The organism is Algoriphagus zhangzhouensis (genome assembly GCF_900148515.1).
Classification (GTDB): Bacteria; Bacteroidota; Bacteroidia; order Cytophagales; family Cyclobacteriaceae; genus Algoriphagus; species Algoriphagus zhangzhouensis.
Genome location: NZ_FRXN01000006.1, coordinates 314970 through 328282, shown reverse-complemented (window position 1 = coordinate 328282; position 13313 = coordinate 314970). Strand labels below are relative to the sequence as shown.

The 13313-nt window shown below is 38.4% G+C and carries 16 protein-coding genes, 1 tRNA gene and 1 riboswitch; of the genes, 10 read left to right on the top strand and 7 right to left on the bottom strand.

Going from position 1 to position 13313, the window contains the following annotated elements; genetic code table 11:
• Nucleotides 1–49 precede the first annotated feature (49 nt).
• Nucleotides 50–760 (top strand): O-methyltransferase, encoded by a 711-nt coding sequence (locus BUF13_RS19250; protein ID WP_243839769.1) that lies wholly within the window; start codon nt 50–52, stop codon nt 758–760.
• On the opposite strand, the gene BUF13_RS19245 is transcribed toward BUF13_RS19250, so the two are convergent.
• A complete protein-coding gene (locus BUF13_RS19245) occupies nt 757–1341 on the bottom strand; it encodes a methyltransferase domain-containing protein (protein WP_317129072.1) in 585 nt (194 codons plus the stop codon). The genes BUF13_RS19250 and BUF13_RS19245 overlap by 4 nt on opposite strands.
• Before the next feature lie 20 nt (nt 1342–1361).
• Between BUF13_RS19245 and BUF13_RS19240 the strand changes: the two genes are divergently transcribed.
• The 4 genes from BUF13_RS19240 to rplI all read left to right on the top strand — a co-directional run bounded on the left by BUF13_RS19240 (nt 1362) and on the right by rplI (nt 3548).
• Nucleotides 1362–2291 (top strand): hypothetical protein, encoded by a 930-nt coding sequence (locus tag BUF13_RS19240; RefSeq protein ID WP_073573444.1) that lies wholly within the window; start codon nt 1362–1364, stop codon nt 2289–2291.
• A 156-nt stretch (nt 2292–2447) separates the two neighbouring features.
• Nucleotides 2448–2816, top strand: a complete 369-nt coding sequence (gene rpsF, locus BUF13_RS19235; protein ID WP_073573501.1) for a 30S ribosomal protein S6 — start codon at nt 2448–2450, stop codon at nt 2814–2816.
• Nucleotides 2816–3067, top strand: a complete 252-nt coding sequence (rpsR, locus tag BUF13_RS19230; RefSeq protein WP_026955569.1) for a 30S ribosomal protein S18 — start codon at nt 2816–2818, stop codon at nt 3065–3067. The genes rpsF and rpsR overlap by 1 nt, the downstream gene beginning before the upstream one ends.
• Nucleotides 3068–3104: 37 nt before the next feature.
• Nucleotides 3105–3548: a 50S ribosomal protein L9 gene (rplI, locus tag BUF13_RS19225; protein WP_073573443.1), complete on the top strand. Its 444-nt coding sequence runs from the start codon at nt 3105–3107 to the stop codon at nt 3546–3548.
• 53 nt (nt 3549–3601) lie between these two features.
• On the opposite strand, the gene BUF13_RS19220 is transcribed toward rplI, so the two are convergent.
• Nucleotides 3602–3838: a hypothetical protein gene (locus tag BUF13_RS19220; protein WP_243839770.1), complete on the bottom strand. Its 237-nt coding sequence runs from the start codon at nt 3836–3838 to the stop codon at nt 3602–3604.
• A gap of 332 nt (nt 3839–4170) precedes the next feature.
• Between BUF13_RS19220 and BUF13_RS19215 the strand changes: the two genes are divergently transcribed.
• Nucleotides 4171–4243: transfer RNA gene (locus tag BUF13_RS19215), tRNA-Gln, on the top strand.
• 66 nt (nt 4244–4309) lie between these two features.
• Here the strand turns inward: BUF13_RS19215 and BUF13_RS19210 are convergent.
• From BUF13_RS19210 to BUF13_RS19195, 4 genes are all read right to left on the bottom strand, one after another.
• Nucleotides 4310–4708, bottom strand: a complete 399-nt coding sequence (locus tag BUF13_RS19210) for a nuclear transport factor 2 family protein (protein WP_073573441.1) — start codon at nt 4706–4708, stop codon at nt 4310–4312.
• 52 nt (nt 4709–4760) lie between these two features.
• Nucleotides 4761–5384: a Crp/Fnr family transcriptional regulator gene (locus BUF13_RS19205; RefSeq protein ID WP_073573440.1), complete on the bottom strand. Its 624-nt coding sequence runs from the start codon at nt 5382–5384 to the stop codon at nt 4761–4763.
• Between the two features lie 11 nt (nt 5385–5395).
• Complete coding sequence (locus BUF13_RS19200) at nt 5396–6112, bottom strand: EcsC family protein (RefSeq protein WP_073573439.1); 717 nt, start codon at nt 6110–6112, stop codon at nt 5396–5398.
• 107 nt (nt 6113–6219) lie between these two features.
• Nucleotides 6220–8940, bottom strand: coding sequence for a M14 family metallopeptidase (locus tag BUF13_RS19195; RefSeq protein ID WP_073573438.1), 2721 nt, complete (start codon nt 8938–8940; stop codon nt 6220–6222).
• Nucleotides 8941–9194: 254 nt separating this feature from the next.
• Between BUF13_RS19195 and BUF13_RS19190 the strand changes: the two genes are divergently transcribed.
• The 4 genes from BUF13_RS19190 (at nt 9195) to BUF13_RS19175 (ending at nt 12785) form a co-directional block, all read left to right on the top strand.
• Nucleotides 9195–10121, top strand: a complete 927-nt coding sequence (locus BUF13_RS19190) for a ribose-phosphate pyrophosphokinase (protein WP_073573437.1) — start codon at nt 9195–9197, stop codon at nt 10119–10121.
• 25 nt (nt 10122–10146) lie between these two features.
• On the top strand, nt 10147–10722 hold the full coding sequence (locus BUF13_RS19185; RefSeq protein WP_073573436.1) for a 50S ribosomal protein L25/general stress protein Ctc: 576 nt from the start codon (nt 10147–10149) through the stop codon (nt 10720–10722).
• Nucleotides 10723–10792: 70 nt separating this feature from the next.
• Nucleotides 10793–11353: an aminoacyl-tRNA hydrolase gene (gene pth, locus BUF13_RS19180; protein WP_073573435.1), complete on the top strand. Its 561-nt coding sequence runs from the start codon at nt 10793–10795 to the stop codon at nt 11351–11353.
• Nucleotides 11354–11410: 57 nt separating this feature from the next.
• A riboswitch (SAM riboswitch) is annotated at nt 11411–11516 on the top strand.
• Between the two features lie 96 nt (nt 11517–11612).
• Nucleotides 11613–12785, top strand: coding sequence for a trans-sulfuration enzyme family protein (locus BUF13_RS19175; RefSeq protein WP_073573434.1), 1173 nt, complete (start codon nt 11613–11615; stop codon nt 12783–12785).
• Between the two features lie 29 nt (nt 12786–12814).
• Here the strand turns inward: BUF13_RS19175 and BUF13_RS19170 are convergent, their stop codons facing one another.
• Complete coding sequence (locus BUF13_RS19170; protein ID WP_073573433.1) at nt 12815–13276, bottom strand: CBS domain-containing protein; 462 nt, start codon at nt 13274–13276, stop codon at nt 12815–12817.
• Nucleotides 13277–13313: the final 37 nt, after the last annotated feature.

Sequence of the window (13313 nt, the reverse complement as noted above, 5' to 3'; positions counted from 1 at the left end):
CTTCTTTTCCTATCTAAACTACTGGCTTCTCAAACAAGATCGCCATTCATTGCAAAGCCCAAAAATCTTTCAACTATTTGAGGGTCTAAAAGCATTTTCAGAGGCTAGAAAAGAGCAGGATCTTGATATAGAGGATATCCGAATTAATTTTCTTCAAGACAATCGTGAAATAGAAATATTGGATTTGGGCGCTGGATCAAAGAAAGTCCCCGGAAGGCATCGAAAAATCTCAAGCGTAACCAAGTATTCTACTTCTTCCAGAAAATTCAACCAATTATATCAATACTTTACAGGGCTCACACCAGCCGAAAATATCATTGAATTAGGAACATGCATGGGGCTTAATGCTCGATATCTAAGTAGAGTAGGCAAAGGAAATGTATATACTTTCGAAGGCTCTGAACAGCTGGTAAAAGCAGCTTTCTCGAAAGACAAACCAAGCAACATCATTCCAATCATCGGCCCCATTGAATTTACACTCCCTGATTTTTTAAAAGAAAACCCAATTGTTGATTTTGCTTTTATCGACGCCAACCATACCTATGAAGGCACTATCATTTTTTTTGAAAAATTAGTGAAACACATCCAATCCAACAGCATCATTGTAGTTGGCGATATTCATTGGTCAAAAGGCATGGAAAAAGCTTGGAAAGAAATCAAAGAACACACCCAAGTAAAGTTGACTCTAGATTTTTATGAATGCGGAATCGTATTCTTTGACTACCCAGCTGAAAAATCACATTTCATCTTAGACTATTAAGGAGCTAATTCAAAGAACAATTCGGTTCCTTTCCTGGCAGGAATTGAATTGATACAGGGCTCTAACTTTTTTATGATAAAATGCTGTGAAAAAAGCTTTTTGTATTCTTCAATTTCTCCACCAAAAGGAGGCCCTTCCCTTTGAAATTCGATCCCAAATAAAACACCTACCAGTCTTCCATTTGGAGAAATAAGTCTTTTCATTTTCTCACAATATTCCTCTCTCCTATCTGGAGAAAGCGCACAAAAGAAAGTTTGCTCCAAAACAAGATCATAAGAACCATTATGCTCAAAAAAGTCTTCATGCAAAATATTACCCTCTGGAAAATCTGGATAGCTTTCCCTAAACTTTGTTAAAGGATATTCACTGATATCTAAAATATGAGTGTTTTTATAGCCCTGAGCGAAAGCATAGGCCGCCTCATAGGCATTTCCTGCTCCTGGGATCAAGATTGAAAGATCTTTATCCCCAATTTGGTCTAAATATTGCACTATCGGAGTTGATGGATAACCAATGTCCCAGCCAGTATAGCCTTGCTCATATCTTCTGGTCCAATATTTTTCATCAAAGTCATACATCATAAAGCCCTATTGATTAAGAAATGAACTCCAATTTTGAAAAAGATTCCGAACCAAAAAAAGATCAGGGAAAGAATATCATCATTATCGTCCTTGTCCTTTTGGTGATCATCAGTGGTATCAAGCTCTATACTGACTATGTAGACAGGACTAAAAAAACTGAGGAAATCCTTTTACTTTCTACCGAAAACAATGAGCTAAATCAAAGGTTGGATTCCGTTGCCTATCAATTGAATCTAAGAATCCAAGAAATTGAAAAATTGGGCGGAGACATCGAGTCCCTTGAGCAAGTAAGAGATCAATTGATCGCTGAAAGAAACTCTGCAAAACAAAGAAGTGCATCTGAGATCGCAGCTTTGAATCAAAAAATCAATAGCTATTCTGGACTGATTGAACAAAAAGATCAAGAGATACTGGAATTGAGAGCAATGAACCAGCAACTCTATGCTGAAAATCAAGATTTGAAATCTACACAAGCTCAAATCGAAGAAGAAGTAGCGCAACTTAACCTACAAAAAGAAGATCTTCAGGAAAAAGTAAATGTAGCTTCCATGCTCAAAGCTGAAAACATTGAAATTTCAGCAATCAATTCCCGAGGCAAAGAAAGAGTGGAGACTACCAAAGACTTCCGCAACAGACAAATAGAACGCATCAAAGTAAGTTTCAACCTAGCCGACAATAAAGTAGCTGAAAAAGGCCCAAGAAATGTCTATGTGCAAATTTTAGCCCCAAGTTCACAGCCAATCTTTGACGTTGCCAAAGGCTCTGGGACATTTATGGTAGATGGAGCTGAATTATTCTATACCGTAAAGCAGGATATCATCTTCGACAACTCAGGCGAAACATTGACATTCTTCTATGAAAAAGGCTCTGATTACGTATCTGGAGATCATGAAGTAAGAATCTTTGTAGACAATTACCAGGTAGGCACACAGTCCTTTAGTGTAAAATAAGGACAGAACATATTATATTTGAAGCCTCTTCTATTCAGGAGAGGCTTTTTTTTTGTTTCTAGCCCAGTTTTAGAAACGGCAAACCATTTGGATAACAGAAGTTTTTCTCCTACTTTTGCGGTCTGTTTATTCAAATTCCTTAAACACATTAAAAAAATGTTCCAAAGAAGTTACGAGACGGTATTCATTTTAACTCCCGTTTTGTCTGATGTTCAGATGAAGGATACTGTCGACAAGTTTGTAAACTTGTTAAAAGAAGAGGGGGCAGATGTAATCAATGTGGAAAACTGGGGTCTGAAGAAAATGGCTTATGCTATTGACAAGAAGACGACAGGTTTCTATGTATTGGTGGAGTTCAAGGCTGATCCTACTATCATCAAGAAGTTTGAATTGGAATTCAGACGTGATGAGAAAGTAATGAGATTCTTGACTACTGTATTGGACAAGCACGCAATTGCTTATGCCGATAGAAGAAGAAAAGGAGAGTTTAACAAAAAAGCTGAAGCTAAGGAGGAGCAAGCCTAATGACACTATTTAATGAGCCAATCAACAGAGGCGAAATCAAGAAAAAATATTGCCGATTCAAGAAGCACGGCATCAAGTACATCGACTACAAGGATCCTAATTTCTTGTTGAAATTTGTCAACGAGCAAGGTAAAATCCTTCCAAGAAGACTTACTGGAAACTCTGCTAAGTATCAGCGTAAAGTTGCTCAGGCTGTGAAAAAAGCAAGACATTTGGCTTTGTTGCCATTCGTAACAGATGGTTTGAAATAATTCGGCCTTTTCGTCCAATCAAAAAAGATCATTACAAATGGAAATCATATTAAAAACAGACATCAAAGGTCTTGGCTATAAAAATGATTTGGTAGAAGTAAAGCCTGGATACGGCAGAAACTACTTGATCCCTCAAGGCTACGCAGTACTTGCTACTAGCTCTAACAAAAAGATTCTTGCTGAAAACATCAAGCAAGCTGCTCACAAAGCAGAAAAAATCAAAACTGAAGCAGAAAACATCGCTGCTAAACTTGCTACTTTAACTTTGGAGATCAAAGCTAAAATCGGTGAGTCAGGTAAAATCTTCGGTAAGGTTACCACTCTTCAAATTTCTGATGCTCTTGCAGCTGAAGGAGTTGAAATCGACAGAAAGAAAATCTCCATCAACACTCCTGTAGACGGAGCTGGAGAATTTGCTGCTGAAGTGGATCTTCACAGAGAAGTTAAAACTGAAGTAAAATTCGTTGTTGTAGCTGAGTAAGCTATTGCATGAATCAAAATATAAAAGCTCGCCAATTGGCGAGCTTTTTTTTATTAATTAAGGGCTATCACTTTTTCCAAATCCTCAACAAGCTTTTTAGAAACGGCTCTAGCGCTCTTTTCTCTCGCAGCTTGAAACACAGCTAATGTCTCTTGGCCTTTTTGAACCAATCCTTCTGAATTATGATCATTTTTGAAACTAAACCAGCACCAAGACAACTCAGCACCAAGAGAACCTTCAACTTTTAATTTCTCTAATTTTGCCACCGCTTCAATTACGATTTTTTCCATTTTTTCCAATTGCATATTAAATAAAGGTTAGTTTCATTCGAGATTTCGAAACAAATCAATGCAAATATTTCTTATTTATCAATACATCTCACAATAATTTAACACAATCGCAATTTTCAATCGATTTCATTGACAATATTTTTTCAATAAAGTTACATTGAAGGACAATTTCATCACCAAAACACCTTAATCCTCTTCAAAAACTTTTCTCTCTGTATTTCAATCGCTTTCATTGATTCATGAAAAACTTCCCGCTTCAATTTGGAAAAAATAAAAGGTAATTCTACCTTTGTGTCACTTTAACGGAAGCGCAAGAGTTTCTGATCAAATACTGACCTATGGTGTAACTGGCAACACGTCTGATTTTGGTTCAGAAGAGTCTAGGTTCGAGCCCTAGTAGGTCAACAAAAAGCCCTATTTCGAAAGATTTAGGGCTTTTTCTTTTTTAAACCTTCCATTTAAGGGATGTTACTATCTCCTGTTAGCAATGAAGAAATCATTGACTGCTTTTTGATCACCTGGGAAATTATAAACCTCCACTATCTTTCCACCTTTTATCTTCCATAATAGGCATGACATGACCTCAAACCTTTCTCCCTTAAAATCAGTCCAATTTTGATGGCAATCCACAACAAAGGAATCGTTTACACCTAAAACAAGATTGGCTGCTTGAAATTGATAGTATTCCATTTCTTTAAAATATCCCAATACCTCTTCAACCCCAACCTTCAAGCCACACAACGGATGTTCACCTGGTATATTCCAAGTTATTTCAGGATCCAAAACACCTTCCAAAGCCTCCATATCTTTTTGATTATAGGCAATGAAGAAGGAATGAATCAATTCTAGATTTTTATGTTGCTTTTCCATCAGGATTATGTTTAATGAACCACAATCCTAAGGTTTTGAAAACCTAAAAAAATTAAGATAGGTCAATAGGTGGCAATTCTTTTCTTTTATTTAGAACTTTACTTAGGTGTTCTTGACTTACCCCTAAAAAACTGGCGATTCTCTTTTGAGAAAGCCTGGAAACAAGATCTGGATTGCTTTGGTAAAATACCCCAACCTTTTCCTCCAAATTGGAAGACATATCTGCAAGAACTCTCTCTTGCATTTTAATGCTATTGTTTTCGCTAAGCCTGGCAATGTATCTCTCGAAAACAATTGAGTTCTCAAGCAAGTGCAAAAAATCAGACCTTGAAATCTTTAAAAGACTTGTTGGCTCCAATGAAACCAATGACTTTTCAGTAGGGAGATCGTTTTTGAAACTTTTAAAATCACCAGCCCACCAGTTTTCATGTGGAAATGACAAGGTGAATTCTTTCCCGGATTCATCCATATAGGAATGCTGTAGCAAACCTTTCACGACGAAATATTCAAATTTGCATAAGCCTCCTGAAGCTTGAAGAATAACCTTTGAATCTATATTCTCAGTAATAAAATGAGTAGAAATATATTCAAAGTCAGCCTTGGACAATTTTACAATTGAGCTGATATGAGCTTCTAATCTTTCTTGGCAATATTTTTCCGAGACAAATTCCCTCATGGAATTGAAGGTTAATTCAAAATTCTTAAACGAAATGCATTCATAGCATTTCTCCCCAATTGCTCTGTCAATTTATAATTGGCAATAGCACCAACTCCTGCTCCAATGATTGGAATCAGTTGAGCTAGTTTGGCCAAATCTATATAATCTCTATAATCCAACTGGAAAGTTTTCCAATCGAATTCATCCATACTTTTTGGCAAAGTTTCTTTGTAAACATCCCAATTCTCTAACAAACCAACCAAATCATTTCTTCTTCCTTGATTAGAAAATGAAAGCTGGAAAACATACAACAGAAACAACCTCTCCTGATAGTCTTTGGTATCAAAGCCATATAAAGCTGCTATATCAAAAAGCATCTTCATCTTGATGGTAAGGAAAGCCGGAAAATCCGCGAAGCCCATTAAGATCCCTCCTGCTCCAGTTACGGCTCCTTCAACAGACGCTGTATTCCTATACCATTTAATGCGGCTCCTAACTTTCAGTTCACGGACTTTCAAAGGCATATCTGAATCTGGCCTAGGAACAATCCATGAAGAACCTGAAATAACAGCTTTCACCATATTCTCAATCGCAGCTGTAACCACCTTATGAACTTTTTCTGGAATCCACTGATTGATTTTCCCTTGAACTCCATGGGTAAGCTTGCTTCCAATTGAAGGAGGTTTTTTCATCTGGTAGAGCCAAGAATTGAGCTCCGCATTTATATAGTGTTGGTAATTATCCATTCAATCAAATCTGTCCTCCAATTTACTCGACCTGTCTTAGTTTGGTTTCATATAAACAAAAAAATCCTGCCCGAAGGCAGGATTTAATAAACATTCTAGACTTTCAATTATTTATAAAGTCCGTTAAATAGCATTTTGAAAGTACCGTGGGATTGAGCTCTAAAGGTAATCTCAGGACCAAAGGCATATAATTTACCTTTTCCAATCTGGGCTTCAAAAGCAGTCACTCCATACTTTAAATACGATTGGCCCCAAGCCCAACCGCTTCGAAGAGGCTCTTCTTCACCAAACCAAGCTAGCGCTTTCACTCCTTTATTTGCTGCATCAGGCCCCAATCTAAACACAGGAGATCTATTAAACATGATATAAGAAGTTTCGCCCATTCCGTAATTGATTGGTTGAGAATTATCAACATTCATTTCCAAAACAGATCCAGGGATATAATACTTCTCACCACTCAAAGAAACTTCTTTTCCATTTGCCCCCATTTCAACCAATGCATCCGTAACAGGAACACCTAAGTAGAAAGCCAAATCGGTAGCAGAACCAACGGTGATCACTTCACCACCATTTTTGATAAACTCTTCAATTTGAGGAACTGATTTATCAGCTGTGAAGCTTCCCAACATATGACGGTATTGCTCATCGATTTCAGAAGCCTCAGGTTGAGGTCTTGTGAAACCACGACTACCATAAGAAGGGATACCAGAACTTATGAATAACAAGACATCATATTTATCATTCAAGTCCCCATTGTCGATTTCCTGAGGAAAAACCAATGAGTAGTCAAAATGGAATTGCTCAAGCATCCATCTTACCCATCCTGACGGCATAGAACCACCATAGTAATCATACAGGCCAATTCTAGCAGGCTTGATTTCTTTTGCACCTTTAGGCATAGAGGCAGCAACTGGATAAACACCATACTCTTGAGCTGCCTTTTCTAATACTTTCTTGCCTGCAGAACCTACATAATAAGAACCTACTGGCAATCCATTCACCTCTGAAGAAGTTCTATAAACTTTTACTTTGGCTTTCAACAAGTCATTGACTGCCATGAAAGCGTTATTTCCTCTTGCGTCAATCAAGAAACCTGAGCCTTTCACTAAATTTTTGGCAGGTGGAGTTTGGATTTCTCCATAAGGAACGGCATCAAAAGGACCATCAAAATCTTCCATGATACGATCGATTTCTGATCCCATTTGGAAAGCTAAAGTCCAACCAGCAGCATCATAAGGGCGAATCGGAGGGCCTCCCGGATACAAGAAATCATTCGGGTGATCTTGCGGCTCAAACATATCAATCACATGTGGACGGAAGGCTTGGTCAGTTTTAACCACATATGATCCCGCTGGGTAAGATTTACCATTTACCGAGAAATCAGCATTTGCTTTTTCAACACGAATACCTGATTTGATCAACGCATTCAAGAATTTAATAGCAGTTGGGAAATCTGGTTGATCGGAGGAAAGGATGTATCCATATGGATCCTTTTTGGACTGATCAGTATAAACAGAATCATAAAACTGAAGCGGAAGACCTGATCTAAATCCAAAAGCAGACATTTCTGGATCATCAGCGTCTCTCTTTTTACGAGAAGCATTGAATTCGTCCTGAACTGCCTGAGCATATTTAGGATATTTGGTCCAAGTATCTTCTTGACCTCTTTCAATTGAATTTCTACCCATTAAATAGAAATTATACAAAAGCTCATCTCCATGTCTTACCGCATGGTTCAAAATACCGTAGTTCAATGAAACAGAGTAGTCGATAGATCTTCTGAAAGGCCATGGACCTGGAGTCACTGGATATGGTGTTCCATTGTTTGGAATCAATCTATCTGGAACCAATGGAATAGAGAAAGGTGAAGGGTCGCCCACAATTTCAGTTAAGATACCAATTTGGTTATGATAATATGGAGTAGTTCTCAATCCACCATTCCACCAAGTAGAAAACACTGACCCATCCAATCTGGTATAGCCAGGCTTATCCTCTTCATACAATCTACTGATCATCGCAGCTCCAACGCCATCCAAACTTGAAATAATCAAAGGATCGAAAACGTGGTTGAAAGGATCTCTATATGGCGGGCCAGCTACTACGGTACCTGAAGGACCGCTTTGGTGATGGTTATAAATGATTTGAGGAAGCCATTCCACGTACTGTTGAAGGGAAATATTGGTCGCCTCAGACATATTATTCATGTAAAAATCTCTGTTGTTGTCATGACCAACATATTTTTGGTAAAGCACAGGAATATTCTTGTTTCTTTTTTCAACATCCTCATTGCTCATGTACCAATTAGACATGATCTCCATCCCATCAGGATTGACATGTACCAAAAGGATAATCACTTCATCAAGAATCTTTAAAGTTTCCTCATCATTTCTTGAAGCCAAAGTATAAAGTGTCTCAATCAATTGCTGAGCACCTACTACCTCACTCGCATGAAGTCCTCCATCAATCCAGATCACTGGTTTACCTTCTTTGGAAAGTCTTTTTGCTTCCTCTTTAGAGATTTCTGCTCTACCTAGTTTCTGAGAAATCTCTTTGTATTTTTCTAATTGAGCTTGGTTTTCGGGAGAGGTGATTACTAGCATCGGTTGCTCTCTTCCAAACTCAGTTTTTCCAATGCTGAAATATTGTACGCGATCAGAAGCTTCAGCGACTTTCTTGAAATAGGCTTCAGTTTCTGTAAAATTGGCAAGCATATAGGGATCGCCAATATCAAAACCAAAATGGGATTTTGGTGTAGGAACTTGCTGAGCTTGAATCGCAGAGACCCAAACAAGCATCAACAGCCCCAAAAGTGTAAATCGTTTTCTCATAAGAGTTTATTTGGTGGTTTTAGTCAATTCCTCTAAAATAAGACATAAAAAAAGAGACACTCTTGAATAAGTGCCCTTTCGCATATTTTTTACAGGATCGGAGAAAATCAATTCTAAAAGATTTAAGGAATATTTAAAAGTATCCTCAAAATATTCTTCGGATATCACTCATTCTCCCTTCCCTTGCCATTAAAAATTATTACTTTTGTCTCAGTATCCTTATCGATTCTTCCTCCAAACAAAACAATTCTTACATGTCTGAGGTAAAAATATTTGCCGGTTCCAACAGCACCGATTTAGCCGAGAAGATTGCCAAAAATTATGGCAAAAAATTAGGCGACGTCACTCTCTCAAAATTTAGTGATGGAGAAATGTCTCCTAGCTACAATGAATCTATTCGAGGGTGTACAGTTTTCATCATCCAAAGTACAAATCAGCCTAGCGATAATATTTTGGAGCTTTGCTTGATGATCGATGCTGCCAAAAGAGCAAGTGCCTACAAAGTTTGTGCTGTCATCCCATATTTTGGTTATGCTCGTCAGGACAGAAAAGATAGACCTCGTGTATCTATTGCAGCAAAACTGATCGCGAATATGATCACCTCTGCTGGAGCTGACAGAATTATGACATGTGACTTGCATGCTGGACAGATTCAAGGATTTTTTGACATACCATTGGATCATTTAAATGGATCAGCTATCTTTGTGCCCTATTTGACCCAGCTGAACCTTCCGGATATGATTTTCGCAGCACCGGATGTAGGAGGGGTAGCACGTGCTAGAGCTTATGCGAAGCACTTTGAAGTAGAAATGGTTGTCTGTGATAAGCACAGAAAAAGAGCCAACGAAATTGCTTCCATGCAATTGATCGGAGATGTTGAAGGAAAAGACGTAATTCTTGTTGATGATCTTGTAGATACTGCAGGCACTTTGTGTAAAGCAGCTCAAATCATCAAAGAGAAAGGAGCTAAATCAGTAAGAGCAATCGTCACTCACGGTGTTCTTTCTGGAAAAGCGTATGACAATATTGAAAACTCAGTATTGGAAGAATTGGTAATCACAAACACCATCCCTCTTTCCCAGAAATCCTCCAAAGTAAGAGTATTGTCAGTAGCTGACCTTTTTGCCAAAGCTATTCATGCGGTGACTGGTCATACATCTATCAGTTCTCTATTTATTTAAGAACCAATTTTAAAATACATAACATATGAAAACGCTTGAGATTATAGGGTTTAAAAGAGCAAATCTCGATAGCCAAAGCTTGAATGAGATCAGAGACAATGGCAGTGTACCATGCGTGGTTTACGGACCAGGTATCCCTGAGCAAATTCACTTCTCCAGTCCAGCAATTCTTTTCAGAGATTTGTTGTACACTCCAGAAGTTCACTTGGTAGAGCTTAACATCGAAGGTACTATCGTTAAGGCAGTATTGAAAGATGCTCAGTTCCATCCAGTAAGTGAAACTTTGATGCACGTTGACTTCATGGCTTACACTGAAGATCGTCCTATCAAATTCGAAATCCCTGTTAAAGTAACTGGAAACTCTCCAGGTATCGCTAAGGGGGGTAAATTGGAATTGAAGACTAGATCTTTGAAAGTGAAAGGACTTGCAAAAGACTTCCCTGATTTCGTAGAGGTTAACATCTCTAACTTGGATCTTGGAAAATCCTTCAAAGTTGGTGAATTGAAGCCTGAAAACTTCGAAATCCTAACTAGCCCTAATGTTTCTGTAGTTACCATCGGTATCCCAAGAGCATTGAGAGGTAAAAAAGTTGAAGAATAATTCTATCGACATCTTTTAAAATCCTGCCCAAAAGGCAGGATTTTTTATTTTGTATCCTAGAGGATTCATTATGAAATATCTAATCATTGGCTTGGGCAATATTGGCCCTGAATACGAATTAACTCGTCACAATATCGGTTTTCTCACTGTAGACAGATTAGCAGATAAATTTAATGCAGAGTGGAAAAGTGACAGACTTGCATTCAAGACTGAGTTTAAGCATAAAGGAAGAAATATTCATGTAATCAAACCGACAACTTACATGAACCTGAGCGGAAAAGCAGTAAACTACTGGATGAAAGACCTTTCAATTCCAAAAGAAAACATACTTGTAATTGTAGATGAAGTGGCCATCCCATTTGGGAAACTTCGAATGCGAGCTAAAGGTAGTGCAGCGGGACACAATGGCCTTAAAAATATCGAGGCACTAACAGGAGGACAAAACTACCCTCGATTAAGAATGGGAATCGGCGACGACTTTCCAAAGGGTAGACAAGTAGATTTTGTATTGGGAAAATTCACTGAAGGTGAGTTTGCAGAATTACCAATTATGATGGACAAAGCAATAGATATGATTCTGGGTTTTTGTACAATTGGTATTGCTCAAACCATGACTCAATTCAATGATTGAAACAAATGCTTGGAAATAAGATTTCCAGCATGTTACTTTGCATCACTTCAGGCAACTGATTTATAAAGAAGAGGCGAGAGAATAGGCTCTAAGACCCTCTGGCAACCATTCGGCGAATTACCGAAAAGGTGCCAAATCCTACCCGAATTGGGAACTATAAATTGGCTTTAATTACTCCTAATCCTTTTTTGGTTCTACCTTCCCGGGTCTGATTTTCAGATTGCGCTGATATTTATCACGTTACAAACAAGTAAGGACCATGAGCCAACATTTTGAGACCAACTCAATACGGATAGCAAAATCCAAATCCAATCAAAAGGAGCATTCCGCACCAATTTATCTTACTTCTAGTTTCACCTTTGATTCTGCTGAGGAAGCCAGAGCAACTTTTGCAGATGAAATCGAGGGCAACATCTATTCTCGCTATGCAAACCCAAACTCCACAGATTTAATTGAAAAAATCTGTGCCGCTGAAGGAACAGAGGATGGTATTGCTACGGCCTCAGGAATGGCCGCCATGTTTGCAAGTATCGCATCACTTCTACAACAAGGAGACCATGTTTTGGCAGCAAGATCCTTATTTGGATCCACTCACCAATTATTGACTCGCGTGTTTCCTAAATGGGGAATTACTTCCACCTATGGCGATATTTCAGACTTTGAAAACTGGGATAAACTCGTTCAAAGCAACACCAAAATGCTTTTCATCGAAACTCCATCCAACCCAGGATTGGAAATTATCGATTTAGAATGGGCCGGCAAATTTGCAGCTGCACATAACTTGATTTTGGTTGTTGACAATTGTTTTGCTTCTCCCTATTTACAGCAACCAGCTAAATGGGGGGCACACATAGTAACACATTCGGCCACTAAGTACATTGATGGACAAGGGCGAGTTTTGGGAGGATTGATTCTCGGTAAGAAAGAATTGATCAAAGATGTCCAGTTCTTTACGAGACATACTGGACCTGCCATTTCTCCATTCAACGCCTGGATTCTTTCCAAAAGTATGGAAACCCTAGGTGTTCGTATGGATAGACATTGCTCTAACGCCTTGACTGTAGCAGAGCATTTCGAAGGGAATTCGGAGATCATCTCTGTGAAATATCCATTTTTGAAATCACATCCACAACATCATTTAGCTGTAAAACAAATGAGTCAAGGGGGCGGAATTGTCACTTTAGATTTGAAAGGCGGCGTACAACGAGCACAGAGATTCATCGATAATCTTCAGATGGTTTCTGTGACAGCCAACTTGGGCGATAGTAGAAGTATTGTGACTCATCCTGCTTCAACTACTCATAGCAAGCTTTCTGAAGAAGAGAGAAATCGAGTTGGAATTACAGACGGACTAATTCGTCTTTCAGTAGGATTAGAACATTATGACGACATAATCCAAGATGTCGATCAAGCACTAACCAAATCTAAATAAAAAAAGGCTGTCGAACGACAGCCTTTTTTCTACCAGGTTGTATGTTTGAGTTTAGGAAAAGCACGTATCACATCAGATAAACTAATTTGCCCAACTAATCGGCCATTTTTAAGCACAGGGAATCTTCTAATCTTGTGTTCAAGAAACTTTCCAGCCACATCAAAAAGAGAAAGGTCAGGAGGGATAGTTATCACATCGGTAGACATATGTTCTTTTACTTTTGCCGGAAATTTCGGGGTATTGGTATACTTCCCTTTAATAATTTCCCTGAGGCAATCTACTTCGGAAATAATCCCGATCAGAGCCCCTGAAGAATCTACCACTGGACCACCAGAAATCTTCCGTTTGGTCAATATTTCCATCACTTGATCAATCGTATCATCTGAATGAAAAGTCACCAAATTGGTACTCATGTGGTCCTGAACTAGAATTTGATTAGTTTGAGTCTTTTTGGCTTCGACCATTCTGACTCCCTGAAAGCTTTTTACCATAGTCGAAAAGGGTTTATTGTTAAATTATAATATACTG